The organism is Serratia sp. NA_13, assembly GCF_052691735.1.
The window spans coordinates 361,265-376,240 of the sequence record NZ_JBQZFV010000003.1 but is presented as its reverse complement, the minus strand read 5'-3'; the positions used below and the strand labels follow the sequence as shown (position 1 = coordinate 376,240).

At 50.5% G+C, this 14,976-nt stretch carries 23 protein-coding genes; 7 read left to right on the top strand and 16 right to left on the bottom strand.

From position 1 onward, the window contains the following. Positions 1 to 46: 46 nt before the first annotated feature. Positions 47 to 868 carry a 23S rRNA (guanine(745)-N(1))-methyltransferase gene (gene rlmA, locus ACUTSU_RS08440; RefSeq protein WP_445654013.1) on the bottom strand — a complete coding sequence of 274 codons (822 nt, stop codon included), beginning with the start codon at positions 866 to 868 and terminating at the stop codon, positions 47 to 49. 144 nt (positions 869 to 1,012) lie between these two features. On the opposite strand from rlmA, the gene pgeF reads away from it, so the two are divergent. Beyond that, a complete protein-coding gene (pgeF, locus tag ACUTSU_RS08435) occupies positions 1,013 to 1,729 on the top strand; it encodes a peptidoglycan editing factor PgeF (protein ID WP_445654012.1) in 717 nt (238 codons plus the stop codon). Between the two features lie 52 nt (positions 1,730 to 1,781). On the opposite strand, the gene cspE is transcribed toward pgeF, so the two are convergent. The 3 genes from cspE to ACUTSU_RS08420 all read right to left on the bottom strand — a co-directional run bounded on the left by cspE (position 1,782) and on the right by ACUTSU_RS08420 (position 4,025). After that, the gene (gene cspE, locus ACUTSU_RS08430) at positions 1,782 to 1,991 is read right to left on the bottom strand and encodes a transcription antiterminator/RNA stability regulator CspE (RefSeq protein ID WP_002221949.1); all 210 of its coding nucleotides are present in this window, start codon (positions 1,989 to 1,991) and stop codon (positions 1,782 to 1,784) included. A gap of 41 nt (positions 1,992 to 2,032) precedes the next feature. Then, a complete protein-coding gene (locus tag ACUTSU_RS08425; protein ID WP_071593021.1) occupies positions 2,033 to 2,149 on the bottom strand; it encodes a DUF2627 domain-containing protein in 117 nt (38 codons plus the stop codon). A gap of 877 nt (positions 2,150 to 3,026) precedes the next feature. After that, complete coding sequence (locus ACUTSU_RS08420; protein WP_445650612.1) at positions 3,027 to 4,025, bottom strand: MBL fold metallo-hydrolase; 999 nt, start codon at positions 4,023 to 4,025, stop codon at positions 3,027 to 3,029. Between the two features lie 378 nt (positions 4,026 to 4,403). Between ACUTSU_RS08420 and ACUTSU_RS08415 the strand changes: the two genes are divergently transcribed. Then, positions 4,404 to 4,694 (top strand): hypothetical protein, encoded by a 291-nt coding sequence (locus ACUTSU_RS08415; protein WP_445654011.1) that lies wholly within the window; start codon positions 4,404 to 4,406, stop codon positions 4,692 to 4,694. A gap of 40 nt (positions 4,695 to 4,734) precedes the next feature. On the opposite strand, the gene ACUTSU_RS08410 is transcribed toward ACUTSU_RS08415, so the two are convergent. The 5 genes from ACUTSU_RS08410 to mgrB all read right to left on the bottom strand — a co-directional run bounded on the left by ACUTSU_RS08410 (position 4,735) and on the right by mgrB (position 7,557). Beyond that, on the bottom strand, positions 4,735 to 6,102 hold the full coding sequence (locus ACUTSU_RS08410; RefSeq protein ID WP_426505003.1) for an amino acid permease: 1,368 nt from the start codon (positions 6,100 to 6,102) through the stop codon (positions 4,735 to 4,737). A 176-nt stretch (positions 6,103 to 6,278) separates the two neighbouring features. Next, a complete protein-coding gene (locus tag ACUTSU_RS08405; protein ID WP_012145549.1) occupies positions 6,279 to 6,515 on the bottom strand; it encodes a DUF4060 family protein in 237 nt (78 codons plus the stop codon). Between the two features lie 67 nt (positions 6,516 to 6,582). Further along, positions 6,583 to 6,897: a phage protein NinX family protein gene (locus ACUTSU_RS08400; RefSeq protein ID WP_445650610.1), complete on the bottom strand. Its 315-nt coding sequence runs from the start codon at positions 6,895 to 6,897 to the stop codon at positions 6,583 to 6,585. 144 nt (positions 6,898 to 7,041) lie between these two features. Continuing rightward, positions 7,042 to 7,314 carry a YebO family protein gene (locus tag ACUTSU_RS08395; protein WP_445650609.1) on the bottom strand — a complete coding sequence of 91 codons (273 nt, stop codon included), beginning with the start codon at positions 7,312 to 7,314 and terminating at the stop codon, positions 7,042 to 7,044. A 99-nt stretch (positions 7,315 to 7,413) separates the two neighbouring features. After that, entirely contained in the window at positions 7,414 to 7,557 is a 144-nt protein-coding gene (gene mgrB / locus ACUTSU_RS08390) for a PhoP/PhoQ regulator MgrB (protein ID WP_112362318.1), read from the bottom strand. Between the two features lie 177 nt (positions 7,558 to 7,734). Between mgrB and ACUTSU_RS08385 the strand changes: the two genes are divergently transcribed. Beyond that, on the top strand, positions 7,735 to 7,968 hold the full coding sequence (locus ACUTSU_RS08385) for a YobH family protein (protein ID WP_445650608.1): 234 nt from the start codon (positions 7,735 to 7,737) through the stop codon (positions 7,966 to 7,968). 39 nt (positions 7,969 to 8,007) lie between these two features. Here ACUTSU_RS08385 and ACUTSU_RS08380 read toward each other — a convergent pair whose 3' ends face one another. Beyond that, on the bottom strand, positions 8,008 to 8,247 hold the full coding sequence (locus ACUTSU_RS08380; protein WP_153860058.1) for a DUF2766 family protein: 240 nt from the start codon (positions 8,245 to 8,247) through the stop codon (positions 8,008 to 8,010). Positions 8,248 to 8,448: 201 nt separating this feature from the next. Here ACUTSU_RS08380 and ACUTSU_RS08375 point away from each other — a divergent pair, with 201 nt between their 5' ends. Then, positions 8,449 to 8,661 (top strand): YccJ family protein, encoded by a 213-nt coding sequence (locus ACUTSU_RS08375; protein ID WP_012145555.1) that lies wholly within the window; start codon positions 8,449 to 8,451, stop codon positions 8,659 to 8,661. Between the two features lie 457 nt (positions 8,662 to 9,118). Beyond that, positions 9,119 to 9,505, top strand: coding sequence for a helix-turn-helix domain-containing protein (locus tag ACUTSU_RS08370; protein ID WP_445650607.1), 387 nt, complete (start codon positions 9,119 to 9,121; stop codon positions 9,503 to 9,505). A 29-nt stretch (positions 9,506 to 9,534) separates the two neighbouring features. Here the strand turns inward: ACUTSU_RS08370 and ACUTSU_RS08365 are convergent, their stop codons facing one another. From ACUTSU_RS08365 to lysM, 5 genes are all read right to left on the bottom strand, one after another. After that, a complete protein-coding gene (locus tag ACUTSU_RS08365) occupies positions 9,535 to 9,888 on the bottom strand; it encodes a DUF1304 domain-containing protein (RefSeq protein ID WP_445650606.1) in 354 nt (117 codons plus the stop codon). Positions 9,889 to 10,315: 427 nt separating this feature from the next. Next, positions 10,316 to 11,257, bottom strand: coding sequence for a pirin family protein (locus ACUTSU_RS08360; RefSeq protein ID WP_445654010.1), 942 nt, complete (start codon positions 11,255 to 11,257; stop codon positions 10,316 to 10,318). Between the two features lie 96 nt (positions 11,258 to 11,353). Further along, on the bottom strand, positions 11,354 to 11,518 hold the full coding sequence (locus ACUTSU_RS08355) for a hypothetical protein (protein ID WP_017893125.1): 165 nt from the start codon (positions 11,516 to 11,518) through the stop codon (positions 11,354 to 11,356). Positions 11,519 to 11,541: 23 nt separating this feature from the next. Beyond that, positions 11,542 to 11,682 (bottom strand): hypothetical protein, encoded by a 141-nt coding sequence (locus ACUTSU_RS08350; protein WP_445650604.1) that lies wholly within the window; start codon positions 11,680 to 11,682, stop codon positions 11,542 to 11,544. Positions 11,683 to 11,967: 285 nt separating this feature from the next. Next, complete coding sequence (gene lysM / locus ACUTSU_RS08345) at positions 11,968 to 12,414, bottom strand: peptidoglycan-binding protein LysM (RefSeq protein ID WP_135316927.1); 447 nt, start codon at positions 12,412 to 12,414, stop codon at positions 11,968 to 11,970. Between the two features lie 226 nt (positions 12,415 to 12,640). On the opposite strand from lysM, the gene ACUTSU_RS08340 reads away from it, so the two are divergent. Further along, the gene (locus ACUTSU_RS08340; protein ID WP_012145560.1) at positions 12,641 to 12,832 is read left to right on the top strand and encodes a YdfD/YebW family protein; all 192 of its coding nucleotides are present in this window, start codon (positions 12,641 to 12,643) and stop codon (positions 12,830 to 12,832) included. Between the two features lie 130 nt (positions 12,833 to 12,962). After that, complete coding sequence (locus tag ACUTSU_RS08335; RefSeq protein WP_445654009.1) at positions 12,963 to 13,187, top strand: biofilm development regulator YmgB/AriR family protein; 225 nt, start codon at positions 12,963 to 12,965, stop codon at positions 13,185 to 13,187. 250 nt (positions 13,188 to 13,437) lie between these two features. Here ACUTSU_RS08335 and ompC read toward each other — a convergent pair whose 3' ends face one another. Then, positions 13,438 to 14,520 carry a porin OmpC gene (ompC, locus tag ACUTSU_RS08330; RefSeq protein WP_445650603.1) on the bottom strand — a complete coding sequence of 361 codons (1,083 nt, stop codon included), beginning with the start codon at positions 14,518 to 14,520 and terminating at the stop codon, positions 13,438 to 13,440. Between the last annotated feature and the right edge of the window lie 456 nt (positions 14,521 to 14,976).

The following is a 14,976-nucleotide window of genomic DNA, read 5'->3' as shown; positions in this document are numbered from 1 at the left end:
AACCTGCCAATGGCAGGTTTTTTTGTTTGTGACCCGCCACTCAGTATTAATCAGGCTGGCGGCGATACAGCGCTATGACAAAATCGGTTTCACAGGCAAAAGTTTCGCAACCGCTCAGGTACTGCTGAACCCCAGGCGAAGCGCGCCAGGCGAAAGGTGTCATCTGCAGCAGGTTGGCCGCCTGCTCGCCCGGCAGCGTCATCGGGTACGCCAATGACTCAACCCGTTCGCAGTCAAAACCGGCAAACTGCTCATCCTGTTCGACATGCAGTTGCACCTGCTGATACACCTGCTCTTTCAATTGATACAGGTGACGTGGGCCAGGCGACACCGTTACCACCACCCCACCGGGTTTTACTACCCGAGCCAGTTCTTCAACTTTGCAAGGAGCGTAAATACGCAGTATGGCGTCCAGAGCAGCATCCGCAAACGGCAGTCGATGGCTCGACGCCACGCAAAATGAGACGGCCGGGTAACGCTTGGCAGCATAGCGGATCGCCACCTTGGCGACGTCCAGGCCGTAAACGGTGATATTACGCTGCTGCGTCATCCGGGCGGCCACTTCCGCCGTGTAATAGCCTTCGCCACAGCCGATATCCAGTAACGCCCGTGCATCGCTCGCCAACGCCTGATCCAACAGCTCTGCCACCCGCTGCTGCAAGGGTTGATAGAAACCCGCATCAAGGAACGCACGTCGCGCCTGCATCATTTCCACACTGTCTCCCGGCTGCTTTGAGCGCTTATGCTGTACCGGCATCAGGTTGACATAGCCTTCTTTGGCGCAGTCAAACTGATGGTTAGCGTCGCAACGCCATTGCAGATGAGAAAAGTGAAGCGGCTGATGACACAGAGGGCACTGATAAGACATGGCTTGGATTCCAGAGAGATACGGCGCGGCTAGTCTAAAGAAGCCTTCTGTACGATGCAAGGCAGATGCCGCAAGCCCCTAGTCAGCGAGGAAAAAAACTGGCTACACTGACGTTAACTTTTCTGACGCAGGTAAAGACGTGATATGACCGATTTTTCCCCACTGCTCAACGCCATCCCAGCCATTCAGCACGGTTTCGGCAACAAAAGTGCACTGCTGCCTGGCCATCTGTTGGCCTACCAATCCACCCTACCGGAAAAAAAACAGGTGCATGGCGCACGTATTGTTGACGTGACGCAGGCGACGCAACAGTGCGGTGAAGCCGATGGCTTTTATACCACTGAGCCCGGCATTCTGCTGAGTGTGTTAACGGCAGACTGCCTGCCGGTGATTTTCAGCCGCAACGACGGCTCTGCGATTGCTGCCGTCCATGCCGGTTGGCGTGGCCTGCTGGATGGCATACTGGAGCAATTGGCATTACGTATCAGCCGTGATGACTCAACGGCTAACTGGGTGGCTTCCATCGGCCCTGCCGCCGGCCCCTGCTGTTACGAGGTCAACGAAGAGCTGGTCACCCGCTTCAAGCAACAGCTGCCACTGCCCGCGGCCTTAATCAGCCCTCGCTATCGCCACCTGGACCTGGCCGCCATCGCCGAATCCAAACTGTGTGAACTGGGGTTTGCCGCCGTTGACCATGCCGGAAGCTGCACCATCTGCACCCCCAATACGAACCCGCAGCAGCCACAGCGTTTTAAATACACCAGCTATCGTCGCAACAGTCACCGACGCGAGCAAGATCCCTCGCATCCAGGCATTACCGGTCGGAATCAGTACGCAGGGATTATCATTACCGGCAGATAACAAAAACGAAAAAACCCGCACCAAGGCGGGTTTTTTGTACAGCTGACGCTGATTAGATTGCAGTAACGTTTACTGCAGATGGGCCTTTCTGGCCATCTTGGATTTCGAACTCAACGTTCTGGCCTTCAGCCAGGGTTTTGAAGCCGTTACCCTGGATTGCAGAGAAGTGTACGAACACGTCTTTGCTGCCGTCAGCTGGAGTGATGAAACCGAAACCTTTAGATTCGTTGAACCACTTAACTTGACCTTTGATCTTTGCCATCTTGAGTATTTCCTTTGGATTGTTTAAACCGCCCGGAGGCGTTACATAGACAAACTAGAGTCGTTACTGCTTGAGGCACTAAGATAAGGATCGGCAGAGAAGCGGTATTCAACGCTAACGTTTTTACTCAGAACTTCTTTACTGAAAATGCCACACATATACAGAACTGTACCTCGTTTTACCCAGATGCGTTATCACATACTCTGTATTCGATGGCAAGCCATTTTTAATCACTGGTGGAGCTGTCGCACATATTTGAAACGGTCGAGAGCAACATAAGCTTAAATAGGCTAAAAGATGTTGAAGCCTTAGCTATTTTCTGCTTAACAGTGTCACCCCGCTACACTCCGCACCCAGACTGAATTTTAACAATTCTTTCATCCAATTGAACAATGTATGTGGCAACATATAACCCCTGACGAACGCTTAGAACGTTAAAAATTTTGAATCTTTATGAAATTTCTTATAAAACTTTTGAATATCGATGAACGGGTACATTTGATATCGGATGATCCGACCATTGAGTCACCATCCGGACGGCCCAACGCTGGAACCGCCTCACATCTGTGACCTCACCCGCCTGTGACAACGAAATAATACTGAAGAACATTATTGCCCTCAGTGAGGGTGCGCACAATTTGTGCAGCGGAGTTCTCGCGACAAAAATCAAATAACGTGCCACTTTAGGGTGCATAAGCATGCAAAATCAGAATTTACGCACTATTGCCGTGCAGTGGCCGAGAAATACATCACTGTTTACAGGGGTTAAATAACGGCAATAATCTTGAGCATAGTGGGAATCTATAGCTGAATTAAATCTTAAAATCGGTACAGGTATTTACGTCATCAATAACAATGCCATGCGGACGTATTTATTTTATCTTTTTCTACGCGTTGTCTCTATTCATGCCAACAGGCTGGATCAGACCCGAGATAAGCAAGGCCCTACACTAGCCAATGGCTACAACCCGCATCGGGACTGGCCTGCAGACGGTGGCGACAACCGCCCCCGCCATACAGGGCCAGAAATAACGCTTAAGAGTTAGCTTCAAGCGCAATGTGCTCACCAATTTTGATGGGTCGGAACCGGTGCTGCTCTATTCCCGCTGCACTCAGAGCCAGATTTAATTGCTGCGGCGGTTCATCCAATGACTCATCGGCCAACTCAAAAACGCCCCAATGGATCGGAATGACCCGCGGCGCATTTAATTGTTGATACAGCGTCACCGACTGCTGCGGATCCATATGCTGTTCCTGCATGAACCAACGTGGTGCGTAGGCGCCAATCGGTAATGCCGCCACGTCAAACGGCCCTAAACGAGCTCCAATATCGGCCAGGCGATCCGAATAGCCGCTGTCTCCGGAAAAATAGAAACGCAGCGCTGGGTGATGGATCACCCAGCCGCACCAGAGGGAACGATTGCGGTCCCACAGGGTGCGCATACTCCAGTGACGAGCCGGTGTGCAATGGAAAGTCAAATCGCCCAATTGCAAGCTATCCCACCAGTCCAACTCTTCTACCCGCTGCAGCCGGTAACGTCGGAACCAGTTTTTCAGCCCCAGGGGCACAATAAAGGTCGCGTGCGGAAAACGCCGAGCCAACTGCCGCACGGTGCGCCGATCGAGATGGTCATAGTGATTGTGGGAGATTAAAACCACGTCCACTGCCGGCAACTGTTGCACCGTCAACGGCGGCGGTGTTTTGCGCTTCGGGCCATAAAAACTCAGCGGCGATGCACGTTCAGACAATACCGGGTCGATCAGGATATATCGGCCATCCAGGCGCAGCAGCATTGAGGCGTGCCCCAGCCACCAAATGCTGTTTTCACCGCCGCCAAGGTCGGCACGCTGCCACCAGCGCTGGGTAAACTGCTGATAGCCCATTTGCGGAGGTTTGGGCAACCCCTGCTTTTTACGCTCGTTCTGCCAGCGTTTCAAATCCCCATCCTGACGCTGCGAAGGCTCCGGGTTACGAAACCCCTGCGGGGTATGGTGCGTTTTGCCGGCATCATAGTAACGATTGGTTATCTTCAAATTGCTCTCCCGACCACTGCGGACACCCAACACGGGCAGGTGGATAACATAACAAGATACTCGAGCAGCGTGCTTTGTGAACCGTGCTCACCTTAGGCTGTTTCCCTTAATTGTACGTGAGTACCGCTGGCGGTCATTTGAGCGCGCCCCAAAAACCCGTACTCCGCGTTGTCGGGCTTGAACGTAGGCCCGGTCTTGATTACAGACTTTTGGGTCTGCGACGGCACCACATCCAATTAAGGGACACAGCCTTGAGTGACCTTTTCGGCTATTGTGTTGTCACAGTCCTTGTGAGAATGCCAGGGCCGACTAGAGCCTGTTAAGCATCTCTTAAGATCCTTGTGATTTACTTATAGGACATTCAGAAAAGGAGAAGTTATGAGCCGTTCTACATCACGCAAGTCAGGTGTTCGACTGGGCCGTATCCGCAGCGCGATGCTGGCACAGATGCAGTATTGGAAAATGTATGCCGCAATGAAACTGCGCCGGGTACGCGTACCGGTACCGCTGGTGCTATTGTTTGGTGCGCTGGTGAGTTTCTTCATGCTGGGCGTACTGATGCTAAGCGTGGTGGCTATCGATGTCATCACCACCCTGTTCCTGCTGTGCAGGAAGCTGTTGGGATTGGGTCGCGCCACCCCAGGCAATGCCTTTATGCCACGCAGCTAATGAATGGAACGGAGGCGCCAGATAGCGCCTCCGTTAAAAATTACCGCCGTACTTTAGCGCCTTTGCGGCGCGTCAGCAGAAAACCAACCCACAACAGCAAGATCCACACCGGCATCAGTAATACCGATATACGGATCCCCTCGCTGAAATACATAATCACCAGAATCAGGCTCAGGAACACCAGGCACAAATAGTTGCCGAAGGGATACCACAAGGCCTTGAAGACCGGGATCACGCCCTGGCGGTTCTTCGCCGCGCGGAATCGCAGGTGTGCCAGACAAATCATAACCCAGTTAATCACCAGGGTGGACACCACCAACGCCATCAGCAACTCAAACGCCTTACCGGGCATGACATAGTTGATCAGTACACCGACCGAAGTCACCAGCGCCGACAGCGCGATCGACAATACCGGAACGCCACGCTTATTCACCCGGGTCAATGCCTTGGGAGCATTCCCCTGTGTCGCCAGGCCGAACAGCATCCGGCTATTGGCATAGACCCCGCTATTGTACACCGACAGCGCTGCAGTCAGCACCACCACGTTAAGCAGGGTCGCCACCAGGTTGCTGTTCAGCGCATGGAATATCATCACGAACGGGCTGCCGCCTTCCACCACTTTGTGCCAAGGATAGAGTGAAAGCAGCACCGTCAACGAACCGATATAAAAAATCAGGATACGGTATACCACCTGGTTGGTGGCTTTAGGAATACTGCGACGCGGATCGGCCGCTTCGGCGGCGGTAATACCCACCATCTCCAGCCCACCGAAGGAAAACATGATCACCGCCATCGCCATCACCAACCCTTCGATGCCGTGCGGCATAAAACCGCCCTGCTCCCACAGGTTGCTGATACTGGCTTGCGGACCGCCGTTGCCGCTGGCCAATAGCCAGGCACCGAAAACAATCATGCCGACAATGGCTACCACTTTGATAATGGCAAACCAAAACTCGGTTTCGCCGTACAGCCGCACATTAACCAGGTTGATCAGATTTATCAGGACAAAGAATACTGCGGCGGAAACCCAGGTAGGGATGTCCGGCCACCAATATTGAATATAGATGCCAACTGCGGTCAGTTCGGCCATGCCGACCAAAATGAACATCGCCCAGTAGTTCCAGCCGGAAAGAAAACCGGCAAAATCACCCCAGTATTTATAGGCAAAGTGGCTGAACGAACCAGCAACCGGCTCTTCAACCACCATCTCACCCAATTGCCGCATGATCAGAAAAGCGATAAAGCCGCCGATGGCATAGCCCAGCAGCACCGAAGGGCCAGCCATTTTTATGGTCTGTGCAATGCCGAGAAACAGGCCGGTGCCAATGGCGCCACCCAGGGCGATAAGTTGTATATGTCTGTTTTTTAAACCGCGTTTTAGCGGGGTATCCTGCTGCTGACCGCCCATATTATCCTCATATGGCGTGGGATCCTGCCGCTTTTGCACAAGATTTCGCCAATCAATAAATGTATCTGCGGGCGGCTTTTTAACACTTAACCCCGTGAGCATCAAGGAGTAGCGCCCCGGCAAAGATGGCCAGGGCGATATTTTAGACTGGAAATAACCCTATAGAGAGGAGGTTTTTAGCCGGACAGGCCGCACAACTTGGTCAGATTGCGCGCGCCAATCATCAGCGTTGCGACGTAGGATTGACGGCGCGTGACCACTTCGACCGCCACGCGATCGTTTTGATATTTTATCAGATAGGTTGACGGCCAGCCCTGTCGGCGCTGACCAAAGCTTTCGGCATGACGATCGATTGCCGCATGGGCAACCACCAGATGTGACAAGTTTTTATCACCTTTAATAATGCGCTTCATAAACAGGCTCCGCCAGAGACAAGTTCTGTTGTCATAAAAAGGGAAAGTCATCAGTAATTCTGGTGTTTCAACGTACCATTTCGTTAGTTTGCTGGCTCAACAGGAAACAGATCATTGCCGCGCGCAGTGGGCTGCTGCAGTCCGCCTGCCACTCGCCACACTGGGTGCTCATGCGTGCCTGCCACTGCGAGCTATCGCTTTGGGTATCGGCATTCAGACTGATTTTATTGGCACAGATAATCGGCCAGGCATCGGAGGGGTTCTTACAATAATCTTTACCTTTCACGCCGCCGTAAGGATACCACTTGTCCGGATTTTCTCCGGTGATCAGCGCAATGCTGCGGTTCACTTCGGCGTCGCTTTCTTCATACCATTTAATCATCGGCTTTATCCATCTTTCGTAGAGTTGGCGCTACATTACGACGTCAAGACGACAGATTTATGACAATGGGATGGCTTTTCATATTATCTATACTAATGTTTTCAGCACAACGCGGGTGGCAAGGCCACCCGGTAGGAAGTTTGCTTAACGCTCGGGGATAAAACCTTTGAAATCCAGCGCCGGGCTGAGATCGTCATCGTCCGTCACACTATCACCGCGCGCGCTTTGCGCCAGGCTTTTCAATAATGCGGTTTGTTGACGCTGCTGCTCGGCAATTTCCTGCAGCAGGCGGATCTGCTCATTGGCTCGCACACTGGCGCGATTCACCAGGAACCAGATCCATAATCCCACCAGCACTGCCAACACGGCGACAACCAGCGACACCAGGCTATTCGGACCAAAACCTAAATCGTACATGGACAACCCTATCTACTGCTAAAAACAGGCGGACATCTTAGCACTCCGGACGCCAGCTCGAACATCCCGATAGAAAATTGTCACGCACCGCTACGCAACTCACCAGGGAACGAAACGGGTGACGGAGCAAACTCCCAACGCAAATGTCCCCCCCGCATCGCAATAACTATCCAGCGCCAACAGATAAAAGAACAGGCAGGCAGCAAGGAAGGCAATTATCACGAGGATTTTTTTCCGCAACAAATTTAGCAATCTCACTGTTATCTTGATAATTTGTTCCGAATGTATCACAGCCAACCTAAACGAACTTTAACCTGTCGTTTAGAAGCCAGCGCCAGAACCACTTTTCAGATTGTTACCATTGCGGCCCGTTCTGCCGCGTGGCTATATCGCAATGAAGATAAATAACAAGGAGTCACAATGGGTAAGCTGATTAAATGGGCGGTTCTGCTGGCGGTAGTTTATGGCGCGTTTTTGTTCTCGGGATATGGCGTATTGGTCGGCAGCAATAAAAACGTCGGGGGGTTGGGATTGCAGTGTAAGTACATGACGGCACGTAACATGGTGATAGCTCAGTATCTGCATGGTGACAACGGCCTGATTGGCGTTGCCGACTGTCCGCTGTTCAAGAAAATCGAAACGGTGGTGGATTAATCACCACCGCTCAAACCGTCGCTCAGCGGCGGTTCCCCATCAGTTGCGGGTAAACTTCATTTCAATCAGCGCGATCGCTTTTTCAATCGCCCGCCGGGTCACGGGATCGGCACCGGCTGGGTGAGTGGTAAAATCGATGCTTTTCAACTGGCTGGCCATCTTGTCCCGCACCTCGGTGGGTGCAATTACATCGATAACATCCAGGATCTGTTTGATCACCAATTGGCAGGCTACCAGATCGGAAGCCAATTCCTGATCGTTGCTCAGCATGTCGGACATAATACCTTTCCTTCTTGATTCAGACGCCGCACACAATAGCATGCCGACTGGCGCTTTGCTGCCCCCTGGCCGTTTGCCGCTGAATTTTCAACGTTATTACGCATTGGCCGTCAAAACACCCGGTTGAATTGACCTATACTTGGGGCTTGAGCGGCGCGCATTTAGGCGTATCCCTCAGCCACACCCCAACAGGAGAAAGTTATGGCAAACCACAATGTGAAATCCTGGGCTACCGTGCGTGAGACCTCGGTTGAGATCGCCGAGGCTATTTTTGAACTGGCAAAAAATGACGAGGTTTTGGCACAAAAAATCTGGGAAGAAGGTAGCGACGAAGCGTTGCAAATGGCGTTTGCCAAAACCAGCGCCGACCAGTTGTACTGGGGCGAAGAAACCGTGGAGCGGAAAAACGTCTGATCGGCAAACGCTCACCAATAAAAAGCCCGGGTCATTGATTGCCCAGGCTTTTTCGGTAGTCTGTCAAACCCCTTTTGGGGCCATATTCTGCTCTGACTTCACGGCTCTTCACCTCCCATACCTTCCGCATTATTCATTCTCATCACCGGTGTCACCATAAAAGCGGCTACACCTACAATTACAACCAGAGTAATAATCACTGTCATTAACATGCGATCACCCCATCAACGCTGAATTGTCACGGCTGATTCTGTTTAGGCTGTTATTTTTTTCGACCTGACCCACTTCGGTAGCAGTGGCAGTGGGCAATCCCAGATTAGCCGTTTTTCGTTTCGAATGACAAGCCACCTGACGATGGTTTTTCCGAATAATTTCCCCCTGATGTCAGCGGCTTTTTTGTCCAGGGCGGCAAGTTGTGTATACTTCAGCGCTATGTAGATCTCACACAGACGCACTGATGATACAAGAACACCACCTCTCATTAGTCTGCGCCCTCAGTAAATGGGTCGAAACTCACCTTGGAAGAGTGATCCATCTCGAAGAGCTGGCCAAGTATTCCGGCTACTCTCTGTGGCACATGCAGAAGTTGTTCAAAGAAGCGACCGGGATTTCGCTGGGCAAGTACATCCGTGAACGCAGGCTGGCCGGCGCGGTATACCAGTTGCGAAGCAGTGACGCCTCTATTTTCGACATCGCCCTCGATTTCGGTTTCGGCTCACAGTCACACTTCACTTATATGTTCAGAAAGCGCTTCGATATTACGCCTTATGATTTTCGTCAGGATTTAAGCGTGGATCTGCATATCACCCCACCGCTGCACGTCATTCATCAAAAAACTGCCTGACCGACTTTCCCGCCGCCGCTAACGGCGGGTTAATGCGTCCACAGTACTGCCACCAGGCCAATCAAAGCGGGTAATGCCTGTACCCTTAGAATTTTACGACTGGCCGTCAGCCCGCCAAATATGCCCGCTACCAGCACGCAGCCGAGGAAAAATAGCTGTATTGCAGGTTCGTCTCGCCAGACGCCCCATGCCAGTCCTGCCGCCAGAAAGCCGTTATACAGCCCCTGATTGGCCGCCAACACCCGCGTTGCCGCGGCAAACTCGGCGGTAGTGGCGAACACTCGTCTGCCGGTGGGCTTCTGCCAAAGGAACATTTCCAGGATCAGGATATACAGATGAATCGCGGCGATTAGCAGCACTATTATATTAGAAATAATTATCATTTTATTTTACAGGGTTAATCAGGTATCAGGTTTAACAAGTATAACCACACTCTGAATATTTCGAATATACAGACATAAAAAAACCCGCCTGGGCGGGTTTATTGCATAATCATTCAGAGTTAGTTAAGAACAACAACCAGCATCGCTGCGATCGAGATCCAAAAAGCCGCCGTTGCAATAACAACATGGGATAATCTTGCACGATAGAGTACTTGGCTCATAATGACCTCACAGGCTTCTGACTAGCGGTGGACAACATCACTTCTTGAGATTTATCTTAATCCACTGCTCCGACCTTTTATTTGCGCCAGATCACTATTTACCAGATAAACTATATTTACACCCAAACATGCAATTTCGATCACATTAATTTAACGTTAATAGAGCGAAATGAATAAAGCCATTAGTTTGTTATAGCCTGACGATATCAAACATCGCTCCAGGGCAGGCGGGGCGCGGCCATACGCGGACCACAATAGCCAACAACATCGGGAAAACGCCTATTCCCCTGCTCCCAGTCATGCTGCGCACGGGCAATCTCCTGCTTGTTGTGCCCAACAAAATTCCACCAAATGAGAATCTCTTCGCTTAATGGAACTCCGCCGATTAATAATCCCCGACTTCCTTTCTTGGCATGTAACCCGATACGGTTAAGATTCTTACCTAAATAGGCAAACTCATTGGGTGAAAAATTTTCATCATTAAGCTCAAATGCACCAATAAGGGGCAAAAAGCCTATTTCAAAATCTTCCCGCAGGGGCAACTGCAAATAACTATCGGCCTGCCATTCCAGGTCAATGGCTATTAATGGTGAAAAAGCAATCACCGGGGAGTGATATTGTTCAAACTCCCCCACCAACAAAGTCTGTTTGACCCCATCACCTACCCAACATGGCAAATCAGGATAATGATCAAAACGCGGTGCCATATCGGCATGTTCGGCAGGCAAGGCGATCCATAACTGCGCGGCATGCAAACGCCGCGGTTCTCCCGTTGATTGCTCGGTATGCGTGATACCCTGCCCTGCGGTCATCAGATTGACCTGCCCGGGCCGTATAATCTGCTCGCTGCCCAAGCTGTCACGGTGCAGCACTTCCCCTTCAATCATCCAGGTAAAGGTCTGCAGACCAATATGCGGGTGCGGGCCAACATCCATCCCCTGCGAAGAGCCGCTGAAAACCGAGGGACCGGCATGGTCGAGAAAGCACCAGGCTCCCACGGTGCGCCGTTCACGGGTAGGCAAGGCACGATTAATCCCTATGCCGCCGACTTCGGCGTTGCGTACGGCAATACGCTGGATCTGACGGACGCCGTCAACCACGGGACAATCGCGGGAAGATGAAGAATGAGTTGGGCGGGAATTGCTCATGATAAAACGCTCCAGAACGTCACACAGGTGAGTGAACAGCTAGAAGCCAGCTTAGCATGAGCCGGCATCCAGAACGCAATCTGTGAGGCCCCGGCGCTAGGACGACTTGATATAGCAGCCCTTGATATCGACTTCATCGCGAGCATGCTTCAAATCGGAGAAGTAAGTCACACCAAAGAGTATTGATACTACTAACAACACGGAAACCAGCAGGCCGATAACGGCCAACAGCTTGGTTTCATCGTGGAGATTGTGCTCCATTTTATCCCCTGTATTGAAAGACGTCATGTCAGCCACAGCGTGACTGACAACGTAAAGATGATCAGGGAGCAGGACGCTATCGCCAGCACAATGACAGCAAATTGCGCATCTCCCAAAGTTTCACGGTAGTTTTTATCTTGTGAGGGATTACGTTGTTGTTTCACAGAATCTATCTTAACTCATCACGCGTTAACGTTTTTGTGAGGGGTGATTGATAAACGCCCGCTATTGCGGGTTTTTCAGATTCCGCGCCAATACCGCTCAGACCTCAAGAGTGGCAAGACGCTATCAATTTTCCTGCCGAGGGTCAACATTGGCCCAGAACTGAGATAGCGTAGAACCTATAACATTCGAAATTCTTATTACCAGAATAAAATAATTAACCTAACTTATACCAAATGAAATAAAAAAGCCCGACCAAAGATCGGGCTGGTAATCATTCTCCGGCGTTACTGCGGAATACGCAGAACCTGCCCTGGATAGATTTTGTCCGGGCTGGACAACATTGGCTTGTTCGCTTCGAAAATCTTGTTGTACAGATTGGCGTTGCCATACACTTCTTTCGAAACTGCGCTCAGGGTGTCGCCCTTTTTCACGGTATAGAAGCGGCTTTCTGCCGCAGCCTGTTCAACCGACACCTTGTCTTCCACACCGCTGATACCGGCCACATTACCTACGGCCACCAAGATCTTCTCTTTAAGCTCCTGGCTGACTGCGTCCCCAGTCACCACCGCTTTACCGTCAACCACCTGCACATCAACCTTGTCGATACCCGGCAAGCCGGTTTTATTGAGGTGATCCTTCAGCTTGGCGCTTTGATCTTCGGCAGTGGCATTGCCGGTCACTGTGTCCCACAGTTTTTCGCCCGCTTCTTTGACGAAGTTAAACAAACCCATATTCACTCCTTTCGATGGTTACAATGTTGCATTGACTTAAGGCTAGTTAAGCTTAGCACTGCAAGAAGGATATTCCATGGGCCCTGAGGTATTAAGCGGTTAGAGTAATCCGAAAGTGTCCTCTTTGGTTGCCGATCTGTCCGGTTGCAGCGAACCCAGGATGAAACAATCACCGACTTTACCTACAATAGGGTTATGGAAGGATCGGTGAAGGACTTGAGACGCGATGTACGCCTTGGTGATGTTTGTCTGTTATCTGGATGGCGGCTGCGCCGATATCGTGGTTGACGTACTGCGCGATGAACGCCAGTGCCTGATCAGCATGAAAGAACAGAACCTGCGCCATGCCGGTTGTTTTCCGTTTGAAGATTTTATCGATGGTTTTTGGCTGCCTGCCAACGAATATGCCCCGATGTAAGATCTCGGACAACTTTTCCGCTATTTTCCTTTGAGGAATTTCTGAATTCACCGGAAAAGTGCCATACCGGCGATGCTTTATAGCGCCAGTTTGCTAAATTGCTTCACCCGAACGATATGGAGACGGCGTCATGCCCGGATCTACCCCCTCAAACGAACATTATGAAGCCCTGTTACGCGACGTCAGCCTGGTCTTGGGCGGTGCGGTGATCCAGCTGATCAATCTCAATAAAAAAATTTCCGGCAATACTATTTTGGCCCATTTGGTTAACGAGATTGAGCATGAGACCAATCAAGAGCGCTTTGCCACATTACGCTCGGCAATTGAAGTGATGGGACAAGCACCCAAAGGATAATCGCTCAATAATAGAAAAGGCAGAGCTCACGCTCTGCCTCAGACTGATGACAAACCTCATTCCTGCCCAGAGCGAGTAGAAGCCGATAAATAAAAATCAGGAAAATCAATTCATTGATTTTCGGCTGCTCACCACAAAGCAGGAAAAACCACGCTTTTTCCTGCTTTGTCAGCAACTTAAAGGCAGAGCTCACGCTCTGCCTGTTTACCTTTTGATTCCCGACACAGGAAGAAGGTAATAGTCTTGAAACTTAGAAGCGATAGGTCAGGTTCACTGCCACGATATCGTCAGTGCTCAGTTTCAGCTTGTTATCGTCGTTCAACTGGTTGATTTTGTAGTCAACGTAGGTGTACATGTTTTTGTTGAAGTAGTAAGTCGCACCCACTTCCACGTATTTCACCAGATCGACATCACCAATCCCTTCGATATCCTTGCCTTTGGATTGCACGTAGGCCAGAGAAGGACGCAGACCGTTCTCAAATTGGTACTGAGCCACCATTTCGAAGTTCTGCGTTTTGTTGGCGAAGCCAGACACGCCGTTGCCGCTGATTGGCGTCATGTTGCGTGTTTCAGCATACATGGCAGCCAGATAAACCTGGTTGGCATCATATTTAACGGCCGTGGTCCAGGCTGTAGCGCTGTCACCTTTGCCGTAAGCCAGTTCTTTTTGCGCACTGGTGCGGTTGGAGTCAGAGAACGCTGCCGCCACGCCAATGCCAGAACCGCCGATGTCCTGATAATCCAGGGACATGCCGTAACCGTCGCCGTTCTGTTTGATCACGTCACGGCCGTCACCGTCGTTTTTACCCTGGTACTGCAACGCCAGGTTCAAGCCTTCTACCAGACCGAAGAAATCACGGTTACGGTAGGTTGCCAGACCATTGGAACGTGCGGTCATAAAGTTATCGGTGTAGCTGTAAGTATCCCCGCCGAATTCCGGCAGCATGTCGGTGTAAGCTTCTGCGTCGTACACTACGCCGTAGTTGCGGCCGTAATCGAATGAACCGTAGTCAGCAAACTTCAGACCGGCAAAACCCAGACGGGTTTTGGTGCCCGAAGTACCCTGCGCTTCGTCGTGGTTGGCCTGAACGTTGTATTCCCACTGACCGTAACCGGTCAGTTGATCATTGATTTGCGTTTCGCCTTTAAAACCCAAACGGACATAAGTCTTGTCGCCGTCTTCGGATTTATCATCGCTGAAAACATGCTTGGCCGATACACGACCATAGAGGTCGAGTTTATTGCCATCTTTATTATAAATTTCAGCCGCGTTGGCAAAGGAGGTGATTGCCCCGAGGGCAATAGCTAAGGCTAATACACTGCGTTTCATCATTTATTTTCCTAGATATTATAATTTTAATTTCTGCCCATCACGCCCAATTTATGATTTGGGCTGTGAACTTTATCATTTAGCGTTTTATGAGCGCCCCTAATAAAGGAGCCATGTGACATTAGCATCATGAATCCCAACTTCAAATAAAAAAGTTCATAAAACACCGTGGATAAAGCATGTTTATTTGTAAATAAATATTACAATTAAATATAAATTAACCCATTGATTACCATTGAAATTTACCACATAAATTATAACCAACTTGTTGAGTTGCACTAGTTTGGTGCAATTTGGTTTCTTTTTGCATACTTTCCATGCGATTCATAAATACCATGAAAGTTAGCATGGTTATGAATAACGTTACTTATTTCACATTTTTATCTGAGTAAAGTCATTGAGCTGATTTAGGGCCGCCCCCCGATTTTAAGACGAGCTTTTACCGATTCGAATAATTAA

Excerpts from the sequence above, each read along its gene's own strand:
- rlmA (WP_445654013.1), bottom strand. The coding sequence starts at position 868 with ATGTCTTATCAGTGCCCTCTGTGTCATCAGCCGCTTCACTTTTCTCAT.
- pgeF (WP_445654012.1), top strand. The coding sequence starts at position 1,013 with ATGACCGATTTTTCCCCACTGCTCAACGCCATCCCAGCCATTCAGCAC.
- cspE (WP_002221949.1), bottom strand. The coding sequence starts at position 1,991 with ATGGCAAAGATCAAAGGTCAAGTTAAGTGGTTCAACGAATCTAAAGGT.
- ACUTSU_RS08425 (WP_071593021.1), bottom strand. The coding sequence starts at position 2,149 with ATGTGTGGCATTTTCAGTAAAGAAGTTCTGAGTAAAAACGTTAGCGTT.
- ACUTSU_RS08415 (WP_445654011.1), top strand. The coding sequence starts at position 4,404 with ATGAGCCGTTCTACATCACGCAAGTCAGGTGTTCGACTGGGCCGTATC.
- ACUTSU_RS08410 (WP_426505003.1), bottom strand. The coding sequence starts at position 6,102 with ATGGGCGGTCAGCAGCAGGATACCCCGCTAAAACGCGGTTTAAAAAAC.
- ACUTSU_RS08405 (WP_012145549.1), bottom strand. The coding sequence starts at position 6,515 with ATGAAGCGCATTATTAAAGGTGATAAAAACTTGTCACATCTGGTGGTT.
- ACUTSU_RS08400 (WP_445650610.1), bottom strand. The coding sequence starts at position 6,897 with ATGATTAAATGGTATGAAGAAAGCGACGCCGAAGTGAACCGCAGCATT.
- ACUTSU_RS08395 (WP_445650609.1), bottom strand. The coding sequence starts at position 7,314 with ATGTACGATTTAGGTTTTGGTCCGAATAGCCTGGTGTCGCTGGTTGTC.
- ACUTSU_RS08385 (WP_445650608.1), top strand. The coding sequence starts at position 7,735 with ATGGGTAAGCTGATTAAATGGGCGGTTCTGCTGGCGGTAGTTTATGGC.
- ACUTSU_RS08380 (WP_153860058.1), bottom strand. The coding sequence starts at position 8,247 with ATGTCCGACATGCTGAGCAACGATCAGGAATTGGCTTCCGATCTGGTA.
- ACUTSU_RS08375 (WP_012145555.1), top strand. The coding sequence starts at position 8,449 with ATGGCAAACCACAATGTGAAATCCTGGGCTACCGTGCGTGAGACCTCG.
- ACUTSU_RS08370 (WP_445650607.1), top strand. The coding sequence starts at position 9,119 with ATGATACAAGAACACCACCTCTCATTAGTCTGCGCCCTCAGTAAATGG.
- ACUTSU_RS08365 (WP_445650606.1), bottom strand. The coding sequence starts at position 9,888 with ATGATAATTATTTCTAATATAATAGTGCTGCTAATCGCCGCGATTCAT.
- ACUTSU_RS08360 (WP_445654010.1), bottom strand. The coding sequence starts at position 11,257 with ATGAGCAATTCCCGCCCAACTCATTCTTCATCTTCCCGCGATTGTCCC.
- ACUTSU_RS08355 (WP_017893125.1), bottom strand. The coding sequence starts at position 11,518 with ATGGAGCACAATCTCCACGATGAAACCAAGCTGTTGGCCGTTATCGGC.
- lysM (WP_135316927.1), bottom strand. The coding sequence starts at position 12,414 with ATGGGTTTGTTTAACTTCGTCAAAGAAGCGGGCGAAAAACTGTGGGAC.
- ACUTSU_RS08340 (WP_012145560.1), top strand. The coding sequence starts at position 12,641 with ATGTACGCCTTGGTGATGTTTGTCTGTTATCTGGATGGCGGCTGCGCC.
- ACUTSU_RS08335 (WP_445654009.1), top strand. The coding sequence starts at position 12,963 with ATGCCCGGATCTACCCCCTCAAACGAACATTATGAAGCCCTGTTACGC.
- ompC (WP_445650603.1), bottom strand. The coding sequence starts at position 14,520 with ATGATGAAACGCAGTGTATTAGCCTTAGCTATTGCCCTCGGGGCAATC.